Below are 24,794 nucleotides of genomic sequence, written 5' to 3' on the forward strand. Positions count from 1 at the left end.
TCATCGTCATCCATCTATCCAGTCAAGGTGTCGACACATGAGGATCAATCCGTGGTGCCAGTGTAGCGGGAGGGGCGTCCCGGCGGGGTCTCATGGTGTGTACGAGCTCCGCTTCCGTACCCGCGGGCCCCGCGGCCTTTGGCTGCGGCTCTCGTGCGGCACAGGCGGGGTCCGGGCCCGGAAAACGTCTTAGCCCCGGCGACATGATCACGAGGATCAGCGGTCCACCGGGGCTTCTCACCCATGACTATACCCGAATCCGAAGGAGGAACAACGTGACGCACGCTTCCCCGGCGCCCGGCGCCGGCCCGTGGGTGGAGACCTGGCTGAGCCCGGCCCGCTTCGGGGTGTACCTGAACGAGGCCGGCGGCGACCGCACCCGGGCGCTGGAGCTCTACCGGTGGAACAGCGAGCTGTCGTGCGCGGTCCTGCACGACCTCGGCCACCTGGAGGTCGCGCTGCGCAACGCCTACGCCGCGGCGCTGGACGCGACCTGGTCGGGGGCGGGCCACTGGCTCGACGATCCGGCCAGTCCGCTGCGGGCCCCGCTGATGCGCACCAAGCGGGGCGGCCCGCGCGGCCCGCGTCAGGTCGACATCAACGACAAGCCCCGCAAGGCGATCGACGCGGCGCGCAGCCGGTACGGGATGCAGGCCCCGCCGGGGAAGATCATCGCCGACCTGTCGCTGGGGCTGTGGCGGTACCTGTCGTCCTCCGCGCACGAGAAGACCCTGTGGGTACCGCACCTGCACCGGGCCTTCCCTCCGGGGACCAACCGCGGCCAGGTCGACCGGAAGATCGGCGACCTCCACGGGCTGCGCAACCGGGCCGCGCACTGGGAGCCGCTGCTGACCGCACCGCTCACCCGCCGGATGGGCGACCTGGCCTGGGTCGCCGGGCTGCTGGGCCCCGAGCTGGCCGCCTTCATCCAGCACCACAGCGAGGTGTCGGCGCTGCTGGCCAAGCGCCCGTGACGAGGGTGCCGGCCGCTGCCCGGCGCCGCCCGCTGGGGAGCGGCCGGCACCCTCGTCACGGCCTCCCCACCGGGCGCCTTCTCCCGGTCCGGGCGGGGCCGCAGAACTGTTTTCGTAGGCTCGCCCGGACGCCGGCACGGAGCCGGCGCAGTGCGGACCGCCCTGCGGGGCCGGCCGGGAGGAGGGCGTCATGCGCGGCACCACGGTGGCGGGCCGGTACCGGATGGTCGACCTCCTCGGTGCCGGCGGGATGGGCGAGGTCTGGCGGGCCGTGGACGAGCGGCTCGGCCGCCAGGTGGCCATCAAGGTCCTGCTGCGCCCGGAGGACGAGGAACTGGTCCGCCGGCTGGAGGGTGAGGCCCGGGCCGCGGCCGCCCTGTGCGATCCGCACGTCGTTGCCGTCCACGACGTCGGCGAGGCCCTGGTGGCCGGGCGCCGGGTCGTCTACCTGGTGACGGAACTGGTCGACGGGCAGCCGCTCAGCCGGCTCCTGGCCGACGGCCTGCCGGCGGTCGGCGACGTCGTGGCCTGGGGGGAGCAGATCTGCCGCGGCCTGCAGGCCGCCCATGCCGCGGGCCTGGTGCACCGCGACATCAAGCCCGCGAACATCCTGGTCACCGCCGACGGGCGGGTGAAGGTCTGCGATTTCGGGATCGCGCGCCGGGCCGACGCGGTCGGCCATCCCCTGACCGGGACCGGTGCGGTGATCGGCACCCCGTCGTACATGTCGCCGGAGCAGGCCCGCGCCGATGCGGTGATCGACGCCCGCAGCGACCTGTACTCGCTGGGGTGCCTGCTGTACGAGCTGCTGACCGGCGCGCCGCCGTTCCCCGGCGGCGGGTGGCCGGTGCTGGCCCAGCATCTGCACCAAGCCCCGGCCCCCGTCCGCTCCCACCGACCCGAGGTGCCCGCCGAGCTCGAGCAGCTGGTGGCGGAGCTGCTGCACAAGGATCCGCAGCGGCGGCCCGCGGACGCGGCAGCGGTCGCCCGGCGCCTCCAGGCGACCGTCGCGCGTGCCTCCGCCATGCCGGCTGCCGTGCCGGTCGAGACCATCGTGGTGCCCGTGGACCAGCTGCCCACGGTGCGCGCGGTCGAAGTCCGGCGGCCCGTCGCCGGGGCGGCCTCCACGGACTCCGGCCGCGCGGCCGCCGTACCCAGGAGGTCGGCGCCGTGGCGTGCCGGAGCGCTGACCAGCGTCCTGGTCGGCGGCCAGCTGGCCATGTTCACCGCCCTCCCCGGCGCGGTGAGCACTGTGCTGGGGCTCGTGGCCGGCGGCTGCGTCGCAGCCGGCTCGCGCCTGGAGGAGCGGCACGAGGCCGTCCACGGCTGGCAGGGCGGGCAGGGCGGGCAGGGCAGCGTCGTCGCGGTGTTCGCCGCGATGCTCATCGCCACGGTCACGATGGTGGCGCTGCTGGGGTGGAGCACGCTGGCGTGGTGGGTGGCGGTACTGGTCGCAACGTTGACCGGGCCGGTGCTCGTGGCAGGCGCCGCCGGCGTGCGGGCCCTGGTCGAGCAACTGCTGCGCCGTGGCGGGCCGGAGGCCGAACTCGCCTCAACCGCCGGGCTGCTCAGCGGGGCCGTGGGCTGCACGCTGACCGCCTCCGCCGTTCACGGGCCGGTCGCGGCCGCTCTCGCGGCCGGAGCTGGTGCCTGGGTGGTGAGCAGCCTGGCCGTCGGGGCTCTGCTGCCGTCGCAGCGCCCGCGCCCGCAGCGCCTGTGAGCTGCCCGTTCCGGGGACGCCGGGGCGCGTAGCGCAGTAGATTTGCCGGGCGGCGGGCACGTCTGCCGCTCGCCGAAGGGGCCCGCCCACGCCGGACCCGTCATGCAGGCCAAGCCGTCCGTCGACGCATCGTGCAGCTGACCTTCGTCGTGTCCGCTTCCGGGCGCGTACGCGTGGGGTGCGCCGCCGTACGGAGTGTGCTCGATGTCAGACCGTAGGCCCTCGCGCAAGCGCTCGCGGGAGATCCGCGCTGCCGGTGGGAAGTTCACCACCGCCATGAGGGCGAACGACGCCGCCCGGCCGCTCCCGCCGGTCACCGCCCCGGAGGGCGGGTGGCCGCTCGGGCCGGTCGACCGGTGGCGCGGAACCGGTGGCCCCGACCGCTGGGAGCGGGCATGGGACCGGGCGATCGCCGAGCTCGGACCGGTCCGGGCCGCCAGTCAGGAGGGCCCGTACGACCCGTACGCGGAGAGGTGGATCGAGGGCGCGGCAGGTCTCGCCCTGGCCTACTACCTCCTGGCCGCCGTCGCTGACCTGTCCGTCGAGGCCGTCTCGGCCGACGAGGTCCGGGTACTCGCCGAACTCCCGGACACCGGCAGCGCATGGCCGGCGGTCGCCCGCCTCGACGCCCTCCTCGATCGGGCCGGCCACCGTCTGGACGTGCCGGATGATCCGGTGGCGGCCTGCTGGAGCGCGCTTCGTGTGGACTGCTCCCCGACCGGCATCCCCGACGACATGCAGCACGATTGGGGCTTCCGCTGGGGGGCTGACAAGGTCGTCTCCCTCAGCGTCGTCCTGACCCGGCTCGCCACGGCGGGGAGGGCTTCGTGAAGCTGCGGGTCGTCACCTTCAACTTGCTCTTCGGCGGCCGCGACGACGACGGCCTCGGAGCCGACCGACGCTGGCGCCGCCAGGTGCCCTTCCTGAAGAGCCTGGAGGCGGACGTCCTGCTGCTCCAGGAATGCAACTTCTGGCAGTTGCTCGGCCGGCGCCGCCTGAACCAGGCGGTGGCCGAGCTCGGGCTGGCCGCCGGGTTCCTCGCCGAGGCCAACCCCACCACCGGCGGCCACCAGTTCCACAGCGCCATCCTGACCAGCTCCCGCGTCACCGTGCTGGCCGAGGACTGCGACCGCGCCCGCTACCACCACGTCCTGGGCTGGATGAGCCTCCGGCTCCCCGGTCCGGCGGGGCACGCCCTGGACGTCCGCAACCTCCACTTGGACCCGTTCGACCCCCGCAACCGCGCCCGCGAGGTCGCCCCGCTGGAAGTCCTCGCCGCGCCCGGGCGGCTGGCCCTGGTCGGCGGGGACGCGAACACGATCGGCCAGCGCTTCCCCGAACCCGACTGGCGGGTGATGGCGCCACATCTGCTCAACGGCCATCTCCGGCTCCCCGGTGAGGCCGAGGTCGGCGATCGCGACGCGGTGGAGCTGCTGGCCCGCAGCGGCTTCGTCGACGCGGCCCTCGCCTGCGAGATGGCCGAGGTCCCCACGGCCGCGTTCGGTCCTGGCGACGTGCCCCGCCGCCAGGACCTCATCCTCACCAGCCCGGCACTGGCCCCGGCGGTGACCGGCTACCAGGTCCACCGGCAGCCGGTCGACGATGAGACGTCCGATCACTGCGCCGTCAGCGTCGACCTCGACCTGACGGTGCTGGCCTGACCCGCTCAAGGTCGGAGGCTGTGGTGCGACACCCGATGCCGGTGCCGCACCACAGCCTCACCGTGGACACGGGCCTTCGGCCCCTGCGGGATCGGCCGGCCGAAGGAACTCCTACTCGAGCTCGCAGAAGGCGTCGTACCAGTCGCGGACCTCGTGGAGATCGAGCGGGATGGAGGCGACCAGCTCCAGCAAGTGCGGGGAGACGGGCCAGGGGTACTGTGCCGCGAGAAGAGCCGGGTCGGCCTGGCGCAGCGCCTGGACGCCCGCTCGGTGCCGGTCGTTCAGGTCGAGCTCGCCCTCGGCCTCCTCAGCGGCGGCGAGGTAGCAGGTGACGAACGGGTCGAAGGCCGCTCGGTGGGCGGCCAGGTGTCGGCGGTAGGTGGCGCTGTCCACCGAGGCGGTGTTGGCGGCCTCTCCCTCGTGCGTACTGGGCATGCCGCACCACTCGTTGACGTACGCGCTCATGGAGTGCAGGTAGTCCTGGGTGTCCTCAGGGTCTGTGCCGGAGCGCTTCCAGTGGCCCGCGCTGGGGCTCGACGACGTGAAGAGGCGTCCCGAGACGCGGATCAGGCCCTCCACCATGCCGAAGAAGGTCAGGCCCCGGTGCGGGGCGGACGCGATGAGCAGCTCGGCGATGGTCGGCTCGGCAGTGTCGGCGACCTCCTGGGGCAGGAGGAGCCGGTACTTGCGGCCGTCGCGCCGGTGCCGCATGGCGGGGCCGGCTTCGATGGCCGCGTGCTGGGCCATGAGCGCGGCGGCCCCGGCGGAGGGCGCGGCCTGGCCCGCCCACTCCACCGTGTACTCCTCCTCGGCGAACTCCCCGGAAATCACCTGGACCGTGTAGCTGTGGGCTCCGCCGCTGTCGTGGAGTTCGAGGTCGAGCACTCCGGCGGGTGTGCGCAGCGAGGACTGCCGGTCCATATCGTCCAGCGGCGGGCCGACGGCGGTGGAGGCGGCGAGCGCCCAGTCCAGCAGCTCGACGTGCGTCTCCACGCCCCAGACCATGGGGTCGACCTCCAGCTCGCCGTCGGAGCCGCGGTAGTAGTCCAGGTCGTCGGCGCGGACGAGCTCGCCGAGCAAGCGCAGGTCTTCGTCCAGGCAGTCGAGGAAGTCCTCGGCGCCGGGCGGCAGGGCCGGACGGGAGGACTCGTGCGCGGTGCCGCCTTCCCCGTGGCGCCGGCAGTTGCCGCTCCAGCCCGCGCCGTCGAAGAGCGACGCGAAGCGGGGATCCGGCAGGACCTTCTCCGCGGCGGTCAGGGCCGCCTCGGCGGCCTGCAAGGTCAGTGCGTGTGGTTGAAGGCCGGCCAGCCGGCACAGGGCCTGTGCGGCGTCCGTGTCCCAGGGCTGCTCGGTGAACGGGTCCCAGCCACCGCCGATCTGCGCGAAGCGGATCACGGCTGCGCGCGGGTCGACGCGCCGTGTCGGGCTGTCTTCGGCCGCGCCCGGCCACAGCTCCAGCGGCGCCGACAGGGACTGCCACAGCGGGATCACGCTGGCCGAGTCGCCCGAGGCGTCGACGAGGTAGCGGTGGCCGTCGTGCTCGGTGACCAGGAGTTCGAGGGTTCCGCAGCGTGCCGCCACGGTGCGCAGCAGGCCGACGCGGCGCAGGGTGGCCGACAGCTGCGGCACGAGGGCGTCAAGGCGGGCAAGGGTGTGGTCGCGGTGCTCGTGCTCGTCGGGGAGGGCCGGCGTCCCGGCTTCGGGCAGCCGGTGGTCTTCGCCCGGGGCGGTAGGCGCGCTCAGGGCCTTGTGCCAGGCGTCCTGGCCGGTGTGGGCGAGGACGATGCGCATGCCGGGCAGGGTGATCAGGGTGTCTTCGCCGCTGGTGGCCCACCGCAGGAGGGGAACGCCGCCTGCGCCTGGTACGGGGGCGTGGGCAAGGGCGCGGGCCCAGTGGTGAAGCTGCCCGGCGTCGACGCGGATCACAAGCTCTGCGGGGCGGGGAATGACGCCGAGGATGCCGAACGGGCCGCCGGTGACGGCCGGGCGGTGACGGCCGTAGGCGCCGAGGAGAGCGGCGAAGACCTGGGCCTCGCCTTCCATCTGGGCCCGGGCGGGAACGGGGATCAGCCCGAACCCGGTGACCGTCTCGAGTTCGAGGCCCGCCTCGTGCTCGCTCTCCCCGGTCGCCCAGGAGCGCAGCGCGCCCGGGCCGGGAACCGGACGGTCCGGGTCGGGCTCGTACAGGGCGTTGATGTCACGGCAGGCGAGCTCTGCGATTTCACTGAGGGACAACGGGTCCTCCACATCGGATGGCTGGGTGCTATCCGATAGAGGTGTCGAACCGCGTCCCCGTGTGACGGCCGGAGACCAGGACGTCGGCTCGGTGCCGTGCGGCGGCTCGGTCGAGGCGGCTCGCTACGCCACAGCCGTGCGGCAGGCGGTCGCGCACCGAAGGCCGCTGCTGAGCGGCGCGGCGGCGGCCGGACGGCCGAGTCGAGCCGCCGGGGCCGGCAGAAGCGGGTGCAGCGGCTGGAGAGGGTGCAGCGGGGGCCGGAGGCTGTCGTCGATGCTGCGGACCGGGGACCGGGACGGGGCGGACGAGCAGCGCCTCGGCGCCTGGGACCAGGGCCGCGGCCCCGCTCTGGTACTCGCCCGCGCCGTCGTTCACACCCACCATTGTGAAGGCCCGCGGGCTCCGGCCCGTGATACCCCGGCCGCTGCCGCTGGAGGGCGGTCCGGCCGCCGCGCCCGGGAACGGCAGTGGCCCCGGCGCGGGGGGGGGATGCGCCGGGGCCACTGCGAAGTAGCGGGGACAGGATTTGAACCTGCGACCTCTGGGTTATGAGCCCAGCGAGCTACCGAGCTGCTCCACCCCGCGTCGGTGTTCACTCACCCTACGCCATCGCGTCCGGCGCGCTGCACTGCTTTTCCGACGGCGTGCCGCCCCCATCCCAAATGGATTTCTTAACTCCATGACTCCATGTATGGTTTGAGTCCCTTCCGATCGGGCCAGCCAGCCCGTACCCATCCCAATGAGGCGCAACCATGGCCGTCATGATGACCCGTCGGGGCAAGCGCCGGGACTACTGCTGTCCCGGGCACAACCCCAAGGAACTGCACCACGGGACCGAACGCGCCCGCGAAAAACGCGAGTGGCTCCGCGAAGCCGCACAGGACCTCGCCGCCGACGAACCCCGCCCCGGCCCCTGAGCCTCACCCCCATTCCGGGGCCCATGCCGTCGCCGGTCACGGCCCCAGACCACCACCTCCCGGAGTACACCTGTGCCTCCCCCTCCCCCTCCCCCGACCGAGCCCGAACAGATCACGCTCCCCCTCCCACGAGGCGGCGTCCTGTCCGTGTCGGCCACCACCTCCCCGCAGGCCGGCACCGTGCGCTACGCCGTCCACACCCGCCACCTCCGCGGAGTCCTCCTGGTCCGCCCGTTCGCCGTCGCCGACGAACTCCTCCCCGCCGGCGTACGGGTCAGCTTCGGCGACGGCGAACCACCAGTACACCCCTACCGGCCGCGCCCGGACGAACCGGTCGTCCACCGCGTGCGCGTACACGGAACCGCGACCTGCCCGGCCCCCGACCGTCTTCCGGACCCGCGCGCCGTCCTCGTGGAAACCGTCGTCCTCGGCGAGCACCACACCACGCGACGGGTTCCCGAGCACGCGGCGGCCCTCCTGGAGGACGTCGTCCTGGCCGTCCTCCAGCACTGGCAGGCCCGTGACGACCGGAACGACCTGGTGCAGGCCGCCGCACGCCTCGCGGCCCCCACCGCAGTCCGCGCCGCCCGCACCGCCCTGGCCACGGCCGAAGCCGACCTCCACACCGTCCGAGAACGCCTGCGCCTGCACCAGGACCGCCTGCTGCGCCTGGAGGAGCTGGCCGCCGCGCCCCCACCGCCGCCCAACGCGCTGGCAGGCGTCACGCGGCTCGCCTACACCGACGAGCACGGCCAGGCGCTTGGCACGGCGCTGGTGCGCGAGAGTGCGGTCAACGAGCCGCCCGGCACCGTCACCTACCGGGTCGACGGGCCCCGGCTGTCCGCCGGCGTCGTCATCGGCCCGTACGTGCACAGCTCCGACCCCATCCCCACCGGCGTCAGCGTGCAGTACGGCATCAGCGGCGCACACGGCCGCAGCGACGAGCCGGTCGTCAACGGCATCCGGCTGCGCGGGGGCTGGGACCACTCCAGCACGGCGCCCATCACCCCGTCCTCCCCGCCGACGCTCCCCCGCCCCTCCCGGGCTGACACCGCCGCCACCCAGCCCGTCCCGGCGGCCACCTACCACCGCTGGTGGGCCGTAGTCCGCGCCCTGGCCGCCCGCTACACCCAGCGCCCCGACATTGATCTTCTCCGGCTCGCCGCCGCGCACGCCCGGGCCACCGACCGCCACCACGCCGAGCAGCAGAACCTCGCCAGGCTCCGGGCCGAGCAGGACAAGCTGACGAACACGGCGGCGGCACTGCAAAGGCGCCTGGACGACGCCACCGCCCTGATGGACTGACCCGTCCGCCACTGAGGCCGCCGAACGTCTGCCGCACCCGCCAGGGCTACTCGTCCCGATCGTCTTCGACGACCGGCTCCCCCCGAACGATCCTCCTCGCCACCCCTTGCAGGGCCCGCAGCAGTTCCCGGTCCGCGGCTTCGGCCCTGAACTCGATGTTCCACTGCCGGATGTCGTCCACCAGGCCCTCGATCTCCTGTGACAGCCGATCCCGCAGCACCCCGGGGCGCAGGGCCTCGACCTCGACCGAGCTGTTCGGGTCCAGGCCCTCGCGCAGGCACTCCTCGCGGTAGCGGGCGTAGTTGACATCGCGGGTGTTGACGTCGTGGGTGGCGAGGCTGCCGGAGCGGACGTCGTCCGCGGTGATGGCGATCTGCCGGAAGGCCAGGTCGAGCTCGCCGTTGCCGTAGCGCTGCATCCGCTCGGCCACCGAGCGAGGTACACAGCGGCCCGTCGGGTCCCAGTCCCCGCAGAAGATCACCGTCACCGGCTTGGCCTGCCGCGCGTACTGCTGCGCGGCCTCCCAGACGAAGGTCTTGCTCGACTGGCCCCGGCAGGAGAACAGGCCCACGCCCCACGCCGAGGTGACCGGCTCGACCACGCCGCCGACCGAGTCGCTCTCCACCCACACCTCGACGCGGCGGTTCTGGGAGGCCCAGAGGTTGCGCCGGTAGCTCTCCGTGTGCCTCTGGAGGGCGTCGTCGAGCGTGTCGTACTGCGTCTCCCGCCGGACCATGCGGGTCCCGTCGGTGATCCACTCCCAGGGCAGTCGGCCTGTCTCGCGAAGGTGGCCCAGCTCGCGGACGACCAGCGCGTAGTTCTTGCGGGAGTGGCCGGTGTCCTTGTTCCACAAGAGCCCGACACCGAGGTAGTAGACGTGCCGGACGCTGCACGGCCGCGCCTCTTCCGCGATCGCGCAGATCGCCAGCCGCAGGGCCTCGACCTCGGATTTCGTGCGGCGGGCTCGTTTTACGGGGCTAGCGCTGTAACCCGGCATGCCTCCAGTGAACCGCGGCACCCGGGCTGCCGTCCCGGCCCCGCCGATACTGGGCGGGCCGGGCGGGCTCGCGCGCCGCCGGCCCCCGCCGCTCCGCTCGCCGACGAGGATGCTCTAGCCGCGGTCCGCGCCGGTGACACAAGTCTCCGGCCCGGAGAGGACGCGCCGGCGGCGCAGGCCCTCCCCCGGGCTCAGCTCACCTGCTCGGCCGGTCGCAGGCCCTCGCCGGGTGCTGCCGGGTCCCGCCAGTCCAGGTCCAGCTGGTCCGCTCCCTCGCGGACCACGATGGGCCCGTGCTTCTTCTCCAGCTTGTTGTACTGCGTGCGGCCCGAGCCCTCCTGCTGGTAGCCCGCCCACCGGGCAAGGTTCGGCTTGGTGAGCTCCACTCCCGCCAGCTGATGTGCCAGGTAGATCCGCTCAGCCCGCTGGACCTTCGTCTCACCGGGCGGGGCAACGCCCAGATTTACCTTCGGCTCCTCCGCACCGGCACCGGCCGCCTCGTCGTCCTCCTCGTCACCCTCATCGTTCGCCTCACCCGGCTCCGCGGCCGGGGTGCCCTCCGCCTCGGCCGCGGGCGGCGCCTCCACTTCACCTTCCGGCTCGGGATCCGGTGCCTGCTCCCGGCTGGCACCGGGCTCCTCGGGCCCTCCTGCGGCGGCCTGCGCCTCAAGCCCCTGCGGGCCGGCCGGGGCCTCGACCGGGGTCACGGCCGGAGCCGGGGCCGCGGGAGGAGCAGCGACCGACGGTGTCGCTGACGCGGGGGCGGGGGCGGGCGCCGGAGCCGGAGCCGGAGCCGCGGCCGCGGCCGGGGCCGGGGCCGGGGCCGGGGCCGGGGCCGGGGCCGGGGCCGCGGCCGCGGCCGCGGCCGGGGCCGGGGCCGGGGCCGCGGGGGGAGCTGCGGGAGGAGCAGCGACCGGCGGTGTCGCTGACGCGGGGGCGGGGGCCAGCGGGGCAGCAGCGGGCACATTCACCGGGACGGCGGCAGGCGCAGCCAGAGCGGGCGCGGCCGGGGCCGGTGGTGCGGCTTCAACTGCCGCCGGGGCGGGCACCTCGTCGAGTTGCCGCTCAGCTGGTGCCGTGATGTCGACCGTGCTCCGGTCGATCGCGACGCCGAGCCGGGCCTGGCGCAGCGGCCGAAGCTCGCGGGCGTTCGCCTTCCGCCGCCAGCCCCGCCCATACTTCGCCCGCAGGTCCTGCCGCAGCAGCATCTTCTCCTGGTAGCGCTCCAGAGCCAGGGCGTAGGACCGGATCTCCCAGAGCTTCATGTCCCGCCAGATGGAGAAGGTCGCCACCGGCTGGAGGAACCAACGGGACGGCCGTATGGAGTCCATGTGCTGGTCGAGCTCGATCGACATCGCCTTCGCGATCGCGTGGCGCAGGGCCTCGATCACGGCGATGAAGACCAGCGGAATCACGGCGTGCATGGCCGAGCCGAGGGCGTCCGGCCACGAGGCCGCGGCGTTGAACGCGATGGTCGCCGCGGTCAGTACCCAAGCGAAGTGCCGCAGCAGGGGGAACTTGAGGTCGACCGAGGTGAGGGCCAGGTCCAGGGCGAGCAGGACCACGATCCCGACGTCGATCACAAGGGGGAAGGCCTGGGAGAACGAGCCGAAGCCCTTCTCCTCCGCAAGGGTGCGCACTGCGGTGTAGGAACCGACGAAGCCTCCACCCGCAACCGCAGTCAACCCGACACCGATCAGCCCGAACAGCGCCTTGCGGCCCCGCGTCCACTTCACCCGGGCGCGCCCCGGGGTGGGGGCCAGGGGTATGGACGGCTCAAGGACGGTGCTGCTCGACCCAGCGGTCATCGGTCGTACTTCCCTCTCGTCGAGTCCGTGCGCAGGCGCGCATCGCACATAGAGGTGCGATCAACGCCTCGGGTGTGACACGGATCGACCTCCCTCGCATTCAGGCCACCCCGGTGGCTTTGAACGGTACGAGGGATGAGGTCTACGAACCACCCCCTTTTTCTCACGTTACCCCGTTTCACCTGCCGATTTGTACTGAAGATCACGATCTTGCCCGCCTGCGGGCTGCCTCGACGCCTTCGTTACGCTTCAGTAGACCTGCCTACCAGCTGGCTGGATTCACCACCCCGATCGCCTGGAGAGCCTCGATGCCGCCCATGGTCACCGTCGTCGTCGCGCTCCTCGCCGGCCTCGCAGCAGGCGCAGCCGCCCGGCCGCTGATCTTCGCCCGCGCTGTACCCCGGGGCGAGCCGAACCGGACGGCGTGCCCCTCCTGCGCCACCAGCTACCCCTCCCCCGGACTCCGCGGCCGACTTCAGGCAGCCACAGGACGCTGCTCCTCCTGCGGCTCGAAGATCGGCCCGGCCGCCGGCCTGCCCGAACTGCTCACCGGGGCATCCTTCGCGGCCGTCGCCGCCGCCGGAGCAAGCGGCTGGGCCGGTGCCGCGCAGTACTGGCTCCTCGCGTGCGGAGCCGCCCTGACGGTCATCGACCTCAAGGTCCACCGCCTCCCGGACATCCTCACCCTGCCCGCATCCGCTGGCACCCTCCTGCTGCTCGGCGGAGCCGCACTGGCAGGAGAGCCTGGCAACTTCTGGCGCGCTCTCACCGCGGCGGCGGTGGTCACCGCCGTTTACCTCGTCCTCGTCGTCGCCGGCATGGGCATGGGTGACGTCAAACTCGCCCCTGCCGTGGGCGCACTCCTCGGATGGTCTAGCTGGACCGCCGTGCTGTGGGGCACCTTCGCCGGGTTCGCTTTGGCCGCGGTCGCCGGGCTCGCACTGATCCTGACCGGGCGCGCCTCCACGAAGAGCCGTTTGGCCTTTGGCCCGTACATGGTGGCCGGTGCCGTCGTCATCTTCTCAGTGGGCATGTAGATCTGGCTTCCGCCTGCCCCATCCAGACTCAAGTCCGGTCAGCACTCAGCACTGCCGCTTCCCCACAGGCCGCATCGCACGCTGATTTCTCCCGCCCCATACGTGCCACGTCCAGATGCCGGCCTCGCTGGCATGTCGTGACACGCCGACGAGGCAGGCCAGTGTGAGATCAAGAGTGACTGCATTGATAGCATTGCAGTCATGAAGAGCATGACCTTGCGCGTCCCCGAAGAGGATGCGGCGCGCATCTCCAGGCGTGCAGCAGACCTTGGACTGTCAGTGAACGCGTACCTTCACCGGACAGTGATGGCGGAGGTGAATCATGATGCTGATCGCTTCGCAGCACCAACCAGGGCGGTGCTGGAGTGGCTAGAGGCCGACCCCAAGGCGTCCGAGATCCTCGGCCCGTTGAGCGCGAAGATCGACCGCCCCCCGAAGTCCGAGCGAGAAGCGGCCGCGTGAGCGAACGGTTGACCGTCGGACATCTCTCCGCAGTAGCGCAGCAGATCCCCGGAAACCCTGCCATTGCCGACTGGGGAGTAGCGGCGGCTTCGATCGCTCGTTGCGAGGCAAACATCGCCGAATCCCCCGTCTACGTGGGACCGGTGGGGCAGGCCGCCTCACTGTTCCATACGCTCCTGCGGCTGCCGATGCTGGAGTTCTCCAACGCTCTCTTTGCCATCGCTGCCTCGCTGGATCTGTTGCAGTACCACGGCGTTGATTGCAGGGCCCGGCCTTCGGACTGGGCTGAATTGGCAGTACGGGTGGCAGAAGGCGACGCGAGCGTCGACGATGTCCACTCCGCTATCAAGGCGTGGACCGCGACCTGAACTCCCGCCCCCACGCCGCCAGAGCCAGCAGCAACAGGGCGGCCACGCTCTAGCTCAGCCCCGAGATCCAGTGATCCGCCGGGGGGAGGCCCCGGCGGATCCCGGCAAACAAACGACCCCCTACAAGACCGAGGAATGCAGAGAAGCCGTGAAGTCCCAGAATACCGATCGTTCGGAGGCTCGCACGTGAGCAGCGAAGTACTGGTTCAGTCGGCCTCCGAAGTGATCGGCCGTCAGTTGAAGCCGTTCCCCGAGCAAGACCCTTTCATCATCGCGTCCCTCGGGTACAAGGGCGGCATCGGCAAGACCACGCTTGGTGAGGAGGTGGCCCAGGAACTCGACGCCGTCGCAGTTGACTTGGACTGGTCGAAGGGCGGCCTCACCGCAGGGTGGGGATACCGCGAAGAGGAGCGCCAAGGTGCCCCGCTCATCGAAGCCTTCGAGTCCGGCAAGGTGCCCACCCCCCTCCGCGGTGGTGACCGCAAGCCCGACTTGATTCCCGGGCACACGACCTTCGGAGAGAACGAGCCGTCAGCGGAGAAGGTGGCTGACGACCTCCTGCGCTGGTCGAAGGAGCTGAAGCGCCGGCTGGTTGTGGACACGCATCCCGATGCTTGCCCTTCCACCTACGGAGCGTTGGCAGCTGCCAACGTCGTCCTTACACCGGTGGTGCTCAAGGTCCGCGAGATGCGTTCCCTCGAGCAGCTGCTTGAGGAAGCAAGCGACTACCCGTTGCTCTTGATCCCCTACATGGTCGATGGCGCGCCGTCGGAGCAGCTGATCAACGAGCTTGAGAGCCTGGCCAAGAAGTACGAGGTCGCTGTAGGACCGATGGTGAGTTACTACAAGTGGATCGGGTTGCGCCGTAAGCGCGTCGCCATCTGCTCCGAGCCCATCTTCAAGAAGGAGGAACCCTTCGTGGAGCAGATCCGCGAGGTAGCGAAGGCGGCGTTGAACTATGCCCGATGAGACGTCGAATGGAGTGGCGCAGCTCCGGGGAGTGAAGGCCACTCGCAAGCGCACAGGGCCGCCCCCGCCGCGTAACCCCAAGAGCACTACGCCTGCCGAGGCGCAAGCCGGTCAGTCTGAGGCTTCTGACGAAGGCGCAGCACAACTGCCCAGCGCAGACGCGGCCGCCTCGGCTGCTGATGCTGTGGCGGATTCGCCGGGCTCCGCTCCCGCAGTCGCTCCCGCAGAACTCCCCGAAGCAGCCGACAAGCCAGCGGGCAGTGGCGACGAGGACGACACAACCCTCCCTCTCGTCGAGGCTGTGGGGTCGAGCACGTCGGCCGAGTCTGCTGATGCTGTGGCGGATTCGCCGGGCTCCGCTCCCGCAGTCGCTCCCGCAGAACTCCCCGAAGCAGCCGACACGACCCCTGAGCCTGCGGTTCAGCGGCCGAAGGCTGTTGCCGAGCCTCACGCAGTAGCCGAGGCCAGCGGTGAGGGCGCTGGAACCTCTCGACCCGACGCCTCACCGGCTCGCGGCCTGGAGCGACGGGTTCAAAGCGGGAACGGCGTGGTTCACCGCGGGGCCGCCCAGCTGGCGTCGGAGTGGGACTCCTACACCATTCCGGCTGACTCAGGGGATCTCGTGCGCGCAGAAGAGGTTCTGTCTCAGCGGTACTTCGACCGGGAGCCCCTGAATGCTTCCGTCCCCGAGGTGCTCGAGATCGGGCTCCGCCTTGAGAAGCTCAGGGTGGTGTCGCGCATAAGGAGTATTCCGCCGGCCGACCTCGTCGCCCTTGGGCTCGACTGGTTCCTTCGCGGAGCGGTGAACGATCTCAGCGACATCGAGGCACCGTGGGATCAGTACCGCGGGTCGGGCACCTCCCCCGAGATCCCGCGCGCCGAGGTCGTACTTCAGCGGCGCTTCATCACGAGAGAGCAGCTTAAGGCTTCCGTACCCCTGGAGCTGCAGCTTCCTCACCGCCTGGCCATGTACAAAGTCAGCAACAGGGCTCTGCGGAAGGTCCCCGTTGCAGACATCGTGGCCGTGGCCATGGACCGATGGCTTCGGCTGATGGGGTTCTGAGCTCACAGGTTCACCCAGCAGGGGCCCAGCATCAAAGGATGCTGGGCCCCTGCTTTTGGCATGGCAATAGTTCAACGTACGTTGCTACGACTATTGGCCTAGGTGTTACACTATCCGTATCAACGCTGAAAGGGAGAAGCATGGCACCGAAGGTGAAGGTGGCGGACCGCCTCCGCGAGTTGGCGCGCGCCGTGGAAGCCATGGACGAGTACGCCCAGGACATCGACGCATGGCTGTCTCCACATCCAGCTACGCGCCACCTCATCGAGCGGAGGGGAGTGAGTCGAGAGCAGCTCAACTACTCCGTCCCCTCCGACCTTGATCTGAAGACGCGTGTCAATACCTACAACGCCGAGCATGGCAATCCGGGTGCTGGCAACGTAGTCGCCGCAGCGCTCGACGCATGGCTTCGAGCGCACGGGTACCCGCCTGTCCTTGAAGAGGAAGACTCGCCTGGCCAGGATCTCTGACAACTCCCGCCGCAGGCGGTCTAGCACCTCCCCCTGCGGCGGGAGGCAACCTCCGGCTCTCAGCGACTTAGAGGCCCACACGCGATCTCGGCGACACCGAGTGGCCGCCCGACGGGGCCAACCAGCCCTCTACGCGCACAGGCTCCTCTCGCTCCGACCGTCCGGGGCACATCCTGCGACGCAGCCATTCTGTGCTTCCAACGCTCGCAGCAAGCCAGGATCGGCCTCCTCGGCCCCTTGGGAAACCTGACCGCCGTCACCTCACCGGCGGGGGGCCCATCCTCGAGATTCACGCCGCACATGACCAGGGCCTGGTGCATCCACAGCCACGACATCCCTGTCAGGTTTGCCTTCTTCGCGGTGCGGGCCGGCGCACCCGACACGTAGCAGTTCGTCGCCAGGGCGCCCGAGGGCGCTGTGGCGCCATCGCACCAGATCTAGCTACTGAACAGGCTCCTTCATCGGCCACCGGCTACTCGCGATCCGCCCACCTCTAGATGGCTGCGCGCTTCCTCGTGGGCGCATCCTCCAGGTTGGCCCTCGCCCAACAGGAGGGCTGACACCTGCCGTCACGCCCCCTCGCCTCACTGGTGATTGTCCACGGAGTCAGCCTTGGCCACCCACAACAGCCGACATCCAAGCCGCCACCGAGAGTGACATTAACCTTTAACGGCGCAGCTTCGGCGTTAAAGGAAACGGTGGGCTACCGTCGCGCGGACGTAGCCGTCCTGCCATCCGGAGGGACAGCAGCGCTCGCTACGTCGCTCTACCGGTGCTGGGCCTCCGCCTGAGGCAGGCCCAGCCACGGGGACCTCCGCATCAAGTTCTTGCCGGACCCACTAGCTTCGAGGTGAAGAACTTGATGCGGAGGTCCTCGTGCCCTGTGGAACGATCCCTGCCGGCCACAGCCCCGCAAAGTTAAGCGCGTTGAAACTTACACGGACGGGTCGAGAGTCGAAAAATCCCAACGCTGATAAGTAAGCCGACGCTCCGAGCTGTTGATGAGGTCGAGCACATCTGTGGCCATGAATGCCCGCGTTCCCCGCTCAACTTCCTTTACCTGCACGATCCCAGCTCCGGCCAACTCGTCAAGCGCAGACTTCGCCGCCACGAAGGAAACACTGAGAAGCGATTGAGCCGCACGTGCCGTCACCACTGGAACGCCAGGCAACTGCTCCATGAGTCGCACGACAGCCGAGTCCTTCCTCGGCAGCCCGCGGCGCTTTTGCCTCTCCCGGAAGCTGGCCAGGCGCGCGTCCCAGGTGGTACGCATGGCAGCGAGTTCCACTGTGAAGCGGCGTGACTCCGCAACTGCATCTCGAGTTGCAGCCAAGAAGACACGGATCCATCCGTCGACACCTACGAGAGCCGCAGGATCGCTCGCATCGCCCTCGTATCGGTATGCATTGAGCCCAACAATATATTCGCGGGCATGGGCAAGTAGAGACATAGAAATCGGGAGCACATGCCCCACCGCTAGTCCTTGCCGAGCAAGGACAGTGTGAATAAGGGCTCGCCCTGTTCGCCCATTTCCATCTGTGTATGGATGAATGGTTTCGAATTGGGCATGCGTCAGTGCGGCCTGGACAAGAGGCAGAGGGTGCGGCTCAGAGATGAACCTCGCCAAGTCGTCCATGAGGGCGGGCACCTCGCTCGGGGGAGGGGGAACGAATTCCGCACCGTGAGGACTTAGCCCACTGCCCCCAACCCAGTTCTGCACCCGCCGAACAGAGCCGGCTCCCTCAGCCTGGTCCGTGCCGACCATCAGAGCCCTCTGAAGCGAGTCGATATCTTCTGGGGTGACGGCGGGGGAATCGTGCAGAACAGTGACCGCCTGCCGGAGGGCCAGGACGTTATTGACCACCTCCCGTGCACTGGCGTCGACGCCGCGCGCGGCTCGCGGCTCCTCGCCGGCCCGCATGCCGAGCATCAGCTCGAGCTCGGCCACCGCGCGGGCTGACGCCACGACTCCTTCGATGCGCGAGGACGCCACGGCCTCGGAGCGGAGCAGGAACCGGGCCAGAGATTCAAGGTGCGGACTAGTCGGGCTCGAGTCACCCAACGACCGAACCAAGGCATCCACCGTCGCGACCTCAGCTGCCACCTCCGCCGAGAGCCGGACAGTCCGCCCGCATAGCGCATCAGGCACATAAGCGCGGAAGGTTCCAGGCAGTCCAGCCGCCCACGACGCGTCGGCATCAGGCTGCGACTGCCACCGCTGCTCGGAAAACCTTGCCACCAGACACGCTCCAATGCTTCAACCACAAGAGGATGCGTTTAAGGATAGTCTTCATCGCGTGAGGTTTGGTGTGATGCTCGCAGACGTCGCGACCCTCTGGGTCGTGGCGCCTTTTGGCGTGTCATCGCCCGAGAGAGCAGCAACCTCACGTCTGTCCTTGCCGAGCTGGGGGAGTCAGCCAACTCTTCCCGGCGCCAAGGCCGTCCGCACAGGGACGGTCACTGTGCGCGCTCGAGGCCAGGAAGACAAAAAGGCGACCATCTTGGTCGCCTGTCGGGCGGCACAGCCATGCCGCCCGTTCCTTGCCCGGGGAGCCACCCCGAGCAATTTCATGTCTCTGCTTAGCCAGCCGACTCTGTCGGCACGGTCTGCCGCGACCCATGGGGCCAACCACGGTCACGGCTTGGGAGGGGGCTCAACTCTCAGCTGACCTAACCCAAACCACACTCACACCTCCGCTGACCAGGCAATATCCGCCGACGGGTCAAGCGGCCAGTTGAGTTTTGCCCTCATCCCTATGTTGTTCTGGAGCAGATCATAGCCGCCAGCCATGGGGCTAGTCCGTCTTTGCCAAAAACCGGGTCACTCGCGTCGCCCTCGGACTATGCCCACATCACCACAAGCAAGACAAAGTCACTCGATCGAGTGAAGAGCTCTCGCACGTCAACCGTGGGACTCTCCCACCCGCCGACGGGACCAGGAGCAGGGCTTGACCAGCCGCTCGCGCTGAACCGGAGTGTTCGCGAGCGGCTGGCCGCCGCCGTTGACGCTCTACTCGCGGATCGGTCACTTCAGGGCCGACCGCTGGCTGAGGTCCTAGCAACCGTTGTGCTCCTCGCGAAGTCGCCTGCGGGGGAGTCGCGGCTGGAGCTCACAGCGGGGGAGTTGGCGCGATGGGCGGGGGTATCGGAGTCCTACGTCGACCATCGGGTGCTGCCAGCCCTCCGGCGCTCAGGCGCGGTCTCGACCGTGGTGATGACGGCGTCGGTCGAGGGCGTGCGTCGGGTGACCGGCTTGCGGTGGGAGTTGTTGCCGCTCTCGGCCGCCCTGGCGCGGTGCTCTGATCCGTTGATTCTGGAGAAGCGCGAGTTGGCGGTTCTCCTGGCGTTGTGCGAGCGGTTGTTCGGCCCTGGCTGGGCTCCAGTGGGTAAGCCGGAGACGCCACCTGGGCTGCTCGGTGAGCGCCGAGGTCGGGGAGCGGCTGCCGAGCGACTCGCGCTTCTGCGTCTGGTGCTGGCTGCGCGGCCGGATGGCCGGGTGCGGCTGGTGGCTGGGGCGGTGGCGGCCGGGTTCGATCGGGCGGATACGACGGTCGCACGGCTGGTCGGTTGCTCGTTGGCGGATGCGGCCCGCGTGGTTGACGGGCTGATCCAGCAAGGAGAACTGAAGGTGCCTGGCCGCGGGTTGCCAGGCGCGAGGCTAAGGATGCTGGTGCCGGCGGTCGCGGCGGCGCACGGGCGGTCGCAGGCTGATCTGGAGGTCGTCCCCGAGCTGGTCCCGCAGGGTGTCGAGGAGGACCTCGATGTCGGGAGCGTTCCGGCGGACGGGGCCGGGGTGTGTACGCAGTGCGCGGGTCTGCTGGAGGACGAGGACCTGACGGAGTCGGGGGAGGAGGGCTGGCTCCAGGGCGACCTCTTCGACGTCGTGGACGGTGATCTCGTCGGCATGGATGGTGCACTCAGGGATCAGGTTCCCTCCGCCGTAGTGCCGGAAGCGGACGAAAGTGCCTCTGACCTGGGAGAACAAGGCTCTGGGGTGACAGGCGGCGAAGTGGAGGCTGGTGCACTGCTCCACGCCCACCACGCGCCTCAGGTGGTTGCTCTAGGTAGTTCTGGTGATCCTGAGTTTCGCTTTTCCGGCGAAGCCGCCTCGGGGTGCCCGCCGTTGCCGGAACCCGCGTGCGGGCGCGAGGACCGGCCCGAGCCAGGCCTCGGCGAGGTTCGCGAGGAGGGTGGTTGCCGTGGCCCGCTTCGCGGGGAACAACACCAGGACCTCGTGGAGCAGCAGTTCGGGAAGACGGATGTCGGTGGAGGGCCGGTGCTGCTGCGGTGGTCGCTGCCGCGCGGGCTGGAGCAGGTCTTGGCGCCGGTGCGGTGGGAGTGGGCCCGGATCGGGCATGCCGGCGGCCGACGTCGGGTCCGTGCTGCAGCTCGGGCGGAGTTGGTGCGCCTGGCCGGAATCGTCGGTGCGGAGCAGGCTCCGGTGGTGCTGGCGGAGCGGCTGGAGCGGCGGCTGGCCGCGCAGTTCGGGCAGCCGGTGAGGGACCCGATCGGCTGGCTGCTGGCCCGCGGGCTCCCGCAGCGGGCCGAGTGCTACGCGCCCGGGTGCGACGACCGGGTGCGGATGGACACCGGCATGGTCTGCCCGTCCTGTGAGCTGCTGATCGAGGACCGACGGGCCCTGCGGCACCAGGTCGCACGGGCCGTCACCGGGGAGTTGCCGGCGCTGCAGCCGGAGGAGTTCCGGGCGGAGGTCGAGCGGAGGCTGAGCCGGGAGGTGGCCAGGCTGGCGGCCGAGGAGGCTGTCCGGCGGGAGCACGCGACGGTGGAGCGGGCCCGGCGCGAGAAGGCGTGGGCCCACCAGCGCCAGGACCATGCGGCTGCGCGGGCCCAGGCGGCGGCCCGGCCCTGTGCCGAGTGCGGGGTGGCGGAGGCGGACGGGCTGTGCCTGATCTGCTCGGAGACCCGGACAGCGCGTCAGGCCCTGGATTCGGCGGCGCAGTTCGCGGCCGTGGCCGCTGGCCGTGCGGATGTCCCGGGCACCGTGGCCGGGTGGATCGGCGCGTGCCGGGCGAGGCTGGAGGCCGAGATCGGGCAGGCGGGGGAGCGGTGGCGTGCCGAGGGCCTGCCGGAGGCGGCGGTGGTCTGGCAGCTGCGCGAGTTCGCCGAGCAGCTGGTGGCCAGGGAACGCGCGGTGGCGCTGGAGGTCCTGCTCGACGGACCGCAGGCGCGGGCGGAGGCCGAGCGGGTGGCCGGGATCGAGCGGGCCCGGCGCCGCGGTGAACCGGAGGTCCTGGCCGCGGCCGGCGAGGCGGCGCGCCGGTGCGCGCAGGCTCTGCTGGTCCAGCTGCTCCACCAGGTCGGCACCGCGGTCGAGGCCCCTGCCGGGCCTCGGGCAAGCGGTTGGCGGGAGCGGATGGCGCAGTACGCGGCCCGGCCGCTGGAGGACGAGCCGCTGCCGGGTCTGGTCCGGCAGCCCTTGGCCCCGGAGGCGGTGAGCGCGGCGTGAGCAGCGGACTCGAGCTCGAGCTTGCCTTGCGGTGCGCGGGCAGAGGGTGGTGGGTCCATCCGCTGCGCCCCGGATCGAAGACTCCGGCCGGCAACTGCCGCCGATGTCGGCCGTCCACGCCCGGTGGCCCGCCGCCCTGCGGGTTTCCCGACCTTGGCACCGACGGCTGCGGCTGCCTGGCGGAGGGACGGTACTGCCACGGGGTGCGGGCGGCGACGACCGACCCGGACCTGATCCGCCGCTGGTGGCGCGGCCGCGACTTCGCCGTCGGCGTGGCCACCGGGCCGTCCGGTCTCCTGGTCCTCGACCTGGACGACCACCACCATCCGCTCCCCGGAAGGGAGTTGGTGCTGCCCGGCATCGACCTGGACGCCGTCTCGGAGGCCGACCGGGTGCGCACCGGGGTGGACGTGCTGGAGCTGCTGTGCCGGATGCGGCGTGCCGAGAGCCTGCTGCACGCCCCGCCGACCCTGACGGTGCGCACCCCGGGCGGCGGGTTCCACCTCTGGTACCGGACCGATGACGCGGCCCGGTTCACCCAGGGTTCGGGCCGGCTCGGCTGGCAGATCGACGTGCGGGCCGGCTGGTCCACGGCCGTCGCGCCCACCACTCGCACCCCGGCCGGCTGCTACCAGGTCACCGGCCCGGTCACGGAACCCGCCCGGCTGCCACGCTGGCTCGCCCTCGACCTGGCCCGCGTCGGCATGCGCCGCCGTGACCCCGCCGACCCGCCGCCGGTCCGGATCCGGCTGCCCCGCCCCTCCGTACGGCACCGGCCCGGCGACGCGGCCGCGTACGCCGCCGCCGCGCTGCGCCGGGAGGCCGAGACCGTGGCGGCCGCCCGCTCCGGCCGCAACGACCAGCTCAACCGGTCGGGGTTCCATCTCGGCCAGCTGGTCGGTGCCGGGCTGCTGGAGCTCGACGACGTCCACCAGGCGCTCACCGAGGCCGCCGCGCTCGCCGGGGTCGACCCCGGCGAAGCCAAGGCCCAGTCCACCCTCCGTCGCGCACTCCAGGCGGGCGTCCGCTCGCCGCGCACCATCCCCAGCCCCGGAGCACGGCCATGACCGACCTGACCACCCGCGTGACGCTCCCGGTCCCGGCCGGCGAACCCCGACCCGCCCGGTCGGCGCCGCCCGCCGAAACGGGGGAGCCTGTGGGCGCGGCGCCGGCCGAGCAGCAGAGCACCGACCGCGGGCCGAAACTCTCCCAGGCCGACGTCCTGCTCCACCTGGGCATCGACGAGTACGTCCTGGTGCGCTGCGACCAGACCGCCTACGCCGTCCCCGCCGAGGGCCCGCCGATCGCCCGCCCGCTGCGCGCCGCCGGCGGCTTCGGCGGCACCGGGAGCCTGCGTCAACTCCTCAACCGCTCCTACGTCCTGCGCACCGGCCGGGCCCCGTCGCAGGGCTGCCTCACGGATGCGATCGCTTCCATGGACGCCCTCGCCCTGGACGCCCCGGAGCAGCCGGTCCACCTGCGGATCGCCCCCGACCCCGTCGACGAGCAGGTGACCTGGCTCGACCTGGGCCGCTCGGACGGGCAGAGCGTGTGCATCGAGCCGGGCGCCTGGTCGGTGATCACTCCGCCCGTCGGCGAGGGCCCGTTGTGGCGGCGCACCAGGTTGACCGGCGAGCTCCCGATGCCCGAGCGCGATCCGGGCGGCTGGAGGGTGGGCCTGGGCCTGCTGCGCGAGCTGTCCGCGCTGGCCGAACCGTCCTGGCGGATGGCCGTCGCCTGGCTGCTGGCCGGGCTCAGACCCGATATGCCTCGCCCCGTGGCGTACTTCAACGGCGAACGCGGCACCGCGAAGACCACCTCCGCGAGGCAGCTGCTGCGGGTCCTCGACGGCATCCGCGCCGAGGTTCGCAACGTGCCGCGTTCCGAAGACGACGGCGCGGTCGCCGCCTCGGCCGGCTGGACCATGGGACTGGACAACATCGCCGGCATCCCCCAGTGGCTGTCGGACTTCCTGTGCCGCACCGTCACGGGGGCCTCCGTCGCCAAACGCGAAATGTATACGGATGATGACGTCGCCTCCTGGGCGTACCAGCGCCCGGTCGTGCTGACCGGCATCGACGTCGGCGCCCTCCAACCCGACCTCGCCGAACGGCTGCTGCCCTTCACCCTGGAGATGATCGACCCCAAGGCCCGGCGCAGCGAGGCCGACCTGTGGCGCAGCTACCGGGCCGCGCACGGCCGCATCCTCGGCGGCCTGCTCGACCTGGCCGCCGAGGTCTGGGCACGCCTGCCCGACGCGGCCGCCCAGCTCGACCAGCGGCCGCGGATGGCCGACTGGGCCGAACTGCTGTGGGCCCTGGACGCGGTCACCGGCTGGGACACCCTGGCCACCTACACCGGCACCCAGGAAGAAGTCACCGACGACGTCCTCGACGCCGACCCGGTCGCCACCGCCCTCACCCGCTGGGCCAGCACCGCCGCAACCACCGAGTGGCAGGCCGCCACCGGCCAGATCGACACCGTCCTCCGGCCGCCCGGCCCCCTCCCCGACACCTGGCCCAAGACGACCGCGCTGCTCTCCGCCCGGCTGACCTCCCTCGCCCCCGCGTTGCGCAGCCGCGGCATCGACATCCGCAAACTGCCCCGCACCGGCTCCGGGCGCGGCTTCCTCATCACCCTCCAACCCGCCCCGGACCCGCGCACCTGACCCGACGCCCGTACGCCTGAACCAACCAGACCCCGCACACCGGTCACCTGCCACCCGCCGTCGCTCCGGGACGCGCGGGCCGCCCGCATGCCCGAACAGCTGCCGAAACGTCGGCCCCGGCCGGCCGGCGGATCCCTTCCTCCATCGGCCGGGGCCGCGGAGCCCGCACTGGAGGCGGGAGCCCACCGTCAGGCCGCGTCCGTCAGCTGGGGTCGGTTGCCGCGACGGGGTGGTGACGCGGGGATGACGCTGGCTGTGACGCACCCGGCGGCCCGGCGTGGAGTGGCTGTGAGCTGCAGGTTCTCGTGGTGTGCCGTGTGGCAATGACGCTGATGACGCTCTCGTACCCCATCTCACTGAAGGGGAGAGAAGGGAAGTAGGGGCCGGAGACATGGCGCGCCCGAGCGTCATCAGCGTCCGCCGTCCACCCGGCCGGGAGAAAACCCCACGTCAATGCGGCAGCCCGGCGAGCGCGGCAGCGTCACCCGACAGCGTCAGCGTCGGCTTCTGCGTCATCGGGAGGCGTGCGGAAGCCCGGCAGGCGGCGGCTCCGGACTTGGCCACTCGGCGGGCCGGATCCGGTTTCACGCGGATTCACGCAAACGATCCGGCGTTCACGGTCTTCACGCCCTTGCCCACTGGGGCCAGCCCGCCGCCCGAGGTGTGCTGGTC

Annotated in this window: 20 protein-coding genes, 1 tRNA gene and 1 pseudogene; 15 read left to right on the forward strand and 7 right to left on the reverse strand. The window is 71.2% G+C overall.

The window, feature by feature from the left end:
- The first annotated feature begins 275 nt into the window (after positions 1-275).
- The 4 genes from ACZ6K0_RS40560 to ACZ6K0_RS40575 all read left to right on the forward strand — a co-directional run bounded on the left by ACZ6K0_RS40560 (position 276) and on the right by ACZ6K0_RS40575 (position 4,355).
- On the forward strand, positions 276-974 hold the full coding sequence (locus ACZ6K0_RS40560) for a hypothetical protein (RefSeq protein ID WP_469235222.1): 699 nt from the start codon (positions 276-278) through the stop codon (positions 972-974).
- 190 nt (positions 975-1,164) lie between these two features.
- Positions 1,165-2,694, forward strand: a complete 1,530-nt coding sequence (locus ACZ6K0_RS40565) for a serine/threonine-protein kinase (protein ID WP_469235220.1) — start codon at positions 1,165-1,167, stop codon at positions 2,692-2,694.
- A gap of 204 nt (positions 2,695-2,898) precedes the next feature.
- The gene (locus ACZ6K0_RS40570) at positions 2,899-3,525 is read left to right on the forward strand and encodes a hypothetical protein (protein ID WP_469235218.1); all 627 of its coding nucleotides are present in this window, start codon (positions 2,899-2,901) and stop codon (positions 3,523-3,525) included.
- A complete protein-coding gene (locus ACZ6K0_RS40575) occupies positions 3,522-4,355 on the forward strand; it encodes an endonuclease/exonuclease/phosphatase family protein (RefSeq protein WP_469235217.1) in 834 nt (277 codons plus the stop codon). The genes ACZ6K0_RS40570 and ACZ6K0_RS40575 overlap by 4 nt, the downstream gene beginning before the upstream one ends.
- A 111-nt stretch (positions 4,356-4,466) precedes the next feature.
- Here ACZ6K0_RS40575 and ACZ6K0_RS40580 read toward each other — a convergent pair whose 3' ends face one another.
- Both ACZ6K0_RS40580 and ACZ6K0_RS40585 read right to left on the reverse strand, forming a co-directional pair.
- A complete protein-coding gene (locus ACZ6K0_RS40580) occupies positions 4,467-6,590 on the reverse strand; it encodes a hypothetical protein (RefSeq protein WP_469235215.1) in 2,124 nt (707 codons plus the stop codon).
- Between the two features lie 512 nt (positions 6,591-7,102).
- A tRNA-Met gene (locus ACZ6K0_RS40585) sits at positions 7,103-7,176 on the reverse strand.
- A gap of 176 nt (positions 7,177-7,352) precedes the next feature.
- Between ACZ6K0_RS40585 and ACZ6K0_RS40590 the strand changes: the two genes are divergently transcribed.
- Together ACZ6K0_RS40590 and ACZ6K0_RS40595 are read left to right on the forward strand one after the other, a co-directional pair.
- Positions 7,353-7,508: a hypothetical protein gene (locus tag ACZ6K0_RS40590; RefSeq protein WP_469235213.1), complete on the forward strand. Its 156-nt coding sequence runs from the start codon at positions 7,353-7,355 to the stop codon at positions 7,506-7,508.
- A 147-nt stretch (positions 7,509-7,655) separates the two neighbouring features.
- Positions 7,656-8,813 (forward strand): hypothetical protein, encoded by a 1,158-nt coding sequence (locus tag ACZ6K0_RS40595; protein ID WP_469235210.1) that lies wholly within the window; start codon positions 7,656-7,658, stop codon positions 8,811-8,813.
- Positions 8,814-8,859: 46 nt separating this feature from the next.
- On the opposite strand, the gene ACZ6K0_RS40600 is transcribed toward ACZ6K0_RS40595, so the two are convergent.
- Together ACZ6K0_RS40600 and ACZ6K0_RS40605 are read right to left on the reverse strand one after the other, a co-directional pair.
- On the reverse strand, positions 8,860-9,810 hold the full coding sequence (locus tag ACZ6K0_RS40600) for a hypothetical protein (protein ID WP_469235208.1): 951 nt from the start codon (positions 9,808-9,810) through the stop codon (positions 8,860-8,862).
- Between the two features lie 191 nt (positions 9,811-10,001).
- Positions 10,002-11,618: a DUF2637 domain-containing protein gene (locus ACZ6K0_RS40605; protein ID WP_469235206.1), complete on the reverse strand. Its 1,617-nt coding sequence runs from the start codon at positions 11,616-11,618 to the stop codon at positions 10,002-10,004.
- Positions 11,619-11,926: 308 nt separating this feature from the next.
- On the opposite strand from ACZ6K0_RS40605, the gene ACZ6K0_RS40610 reads away from it, so the two are divergent.
- The 6 genes from ACZ6K0_RS40610 (at position 11,927) to ACZ6K0_RS40635 (ending at position 15,987) form a co-directional block, all read left to right on the forward strand.
- Positions 11,927-12,655 carry a prepilin peptidase gene (locus tag ACZ6K0_RS40610; RefSeq protein WP_469235205.1) on the forward strand — a complete coding sequence of 243 codons (729 nt, stop codon included), beginning with the start codon at positions 11,927-11,929 and terminating at the stop codon, positions 12,653-12,655.
- A gap of 201 nt (positions 12,656-12,856) precedes the next feature.
- Positions 12,857-13,117 carry a toxin-antitoxin system HicB family antitoxin gene (locus ACZ6K0_RS40615; protein ID WP_469235203.1) on the forward strand — a complete coding sequence of 87 codons (261 nt, stop codon included), beginning with the start codon at positions 12,857-12,859 and terminating at the stop codon, positions 13,115-13,117.
- Entirely contained in the window at positions 13,114-13,485 is a 372-nt protein-coding gene (locus ACZ6K0_RS40620; RefSeq protein ID WP_469235201.1) for a fic family toxin-antitoxin system, toxin component, read from the forward strand. Before ACZ6K0_RS40615 ends, ACZ6K0_RS40620 begins: the two co-directional genes overlap by 4 nt.
- Positions 13,486-13,671: 186 nt before the next feature.
- The gene (locus ACZ6K0_RS40625; protein WP_469235200.1) at positions 13,672-14,454 is read left to right on the forward strand and encodes a ParA family protein; all 783 of its coding nucleotides are present in this window, start codon (positions 13,672-13,674) and stop codon (positions 14,452-14,454) included.
- A 622-nt stretch (positions 14,455-15,076) separates the two neighbouring features.
- The gene (locus ACZ6K0_RS40630) at positions 15,077-15,517 is read left to right on the forward strand and encodes a hypothetical protein (protein ID WP_469235198.1); all 441 of its coding nucleotides are present in this window, start codon (positions 15,077-15,079) and stop codon (positions 15,515-15,517) included.
- A gap of 140 nt (positions 15,518-15,657) precedes the next feature.
- The gene (locus tag ACZ6K0_RS40635) at positions 15,658-15,987 is read left to right on the forward strand and encodes a hypothetical protein (RefSeq protein ID WP_469235196.1); all 330 of its coding nucleotides are present in this window, start codon (positions 15,658-15,660) and stop codon (positions 15,985-15,987) included.
- A 934-nt stretch (positions 15,988-16,921) separates the two neighbouring features.
- Here the strand turns inward: ACZ6K0_RS40635 and ACZ6K0_RS40640 are convergent.
- The 3 genes and pseudogenes from ACZ6K0_RS40640 to ACZ6K0_RS40650 form a co-directional block, all read right to left on the reverse strand.
- Positions 16,922-17,260: a hypothetical protein gene (locus ACZ6K0_RS40640; protein WP_469578669.1), complete on the reverse strand. Its 339-nt coding sequence runs from the start codon at positions 17,258-17,260 to the stop codon at positions 16,922-16,924.
- A gap of 231 nt (positions 17,261-17,491) precedes the next feature.
- Positions 17,492-18,226 (reverse strand): annotated as a pseudogene (locus tag ACZ6K0_RS40645) (Fic family protein); the annotation flags it as partial.
- Positions 18,227-19,645: 1,419 nt separating this feature from the next.
- Entirely contained in the window at positions 19,646-20,020 is a 375-nt protein-coding gene (locus ACZ6K0_RS40650; RefSeq protein ID WP_469235194.1) for a hypothetical protein, read from the reverse strand.
- A 201-nt stretch (positions 20,021-20,221) separates the two neighbouring features.
- Here ACZ6K0_RS40650 and ACZ6K0_RS40655 point away from each other — a divergent pair, with 201 nt between their 5' ends.
- From ACZ6K0_RS40655 to ACZ6K0_RS40665, 3 genes are read left to right on the forward strand one after another with little or no spacing between them, the layout of a single operon-like run.
- On the forward strand, positions 20,222-21,454 hold the full coding sequence (locus tag ACZ6K0_RS40655; RefSeq protein ID WP_469235192.1) for a hypothetical protein: 1,233 nt from the start codon (positions 20,222-20,224) through the stop codon (positions 21,452-21,454).
- Positions 21,451-22,521, forward strand: coding sequence for a bifunctional DNA primase/polymerase (locus ACZ6K0_RS40660; protein WP_469235190.1), 1,071 nt, complete (start codon positions 21,451-21,453; stop codon positions 22,519-22,521). The genes ACZ6K0_RS40655 and ACZ6K0_RS40660 overlap by 4 nt, the downstream gene beginning before the upstream one ends.
- Positions 22,518-24,122, forward strand: a complete 1,605-nt coding sequence (locus ACZ6K0_RS40665) for a hypothetical protein (protein ID WP_469235187.1) — start codon at positions 22,518-22,520, stop codon at positions 24,120-24,122. Before ACZ6K0_RS40660 ends, ACZ6K0_RS40665 begins: the two co-directional genes overlap by 4 nt.
- Positions 24,123-24,794 lie beyond the last annotated feature (672 nt).

This window comes from Streptomyces sp. NPDC042346, from assembly GCF_055581845.1.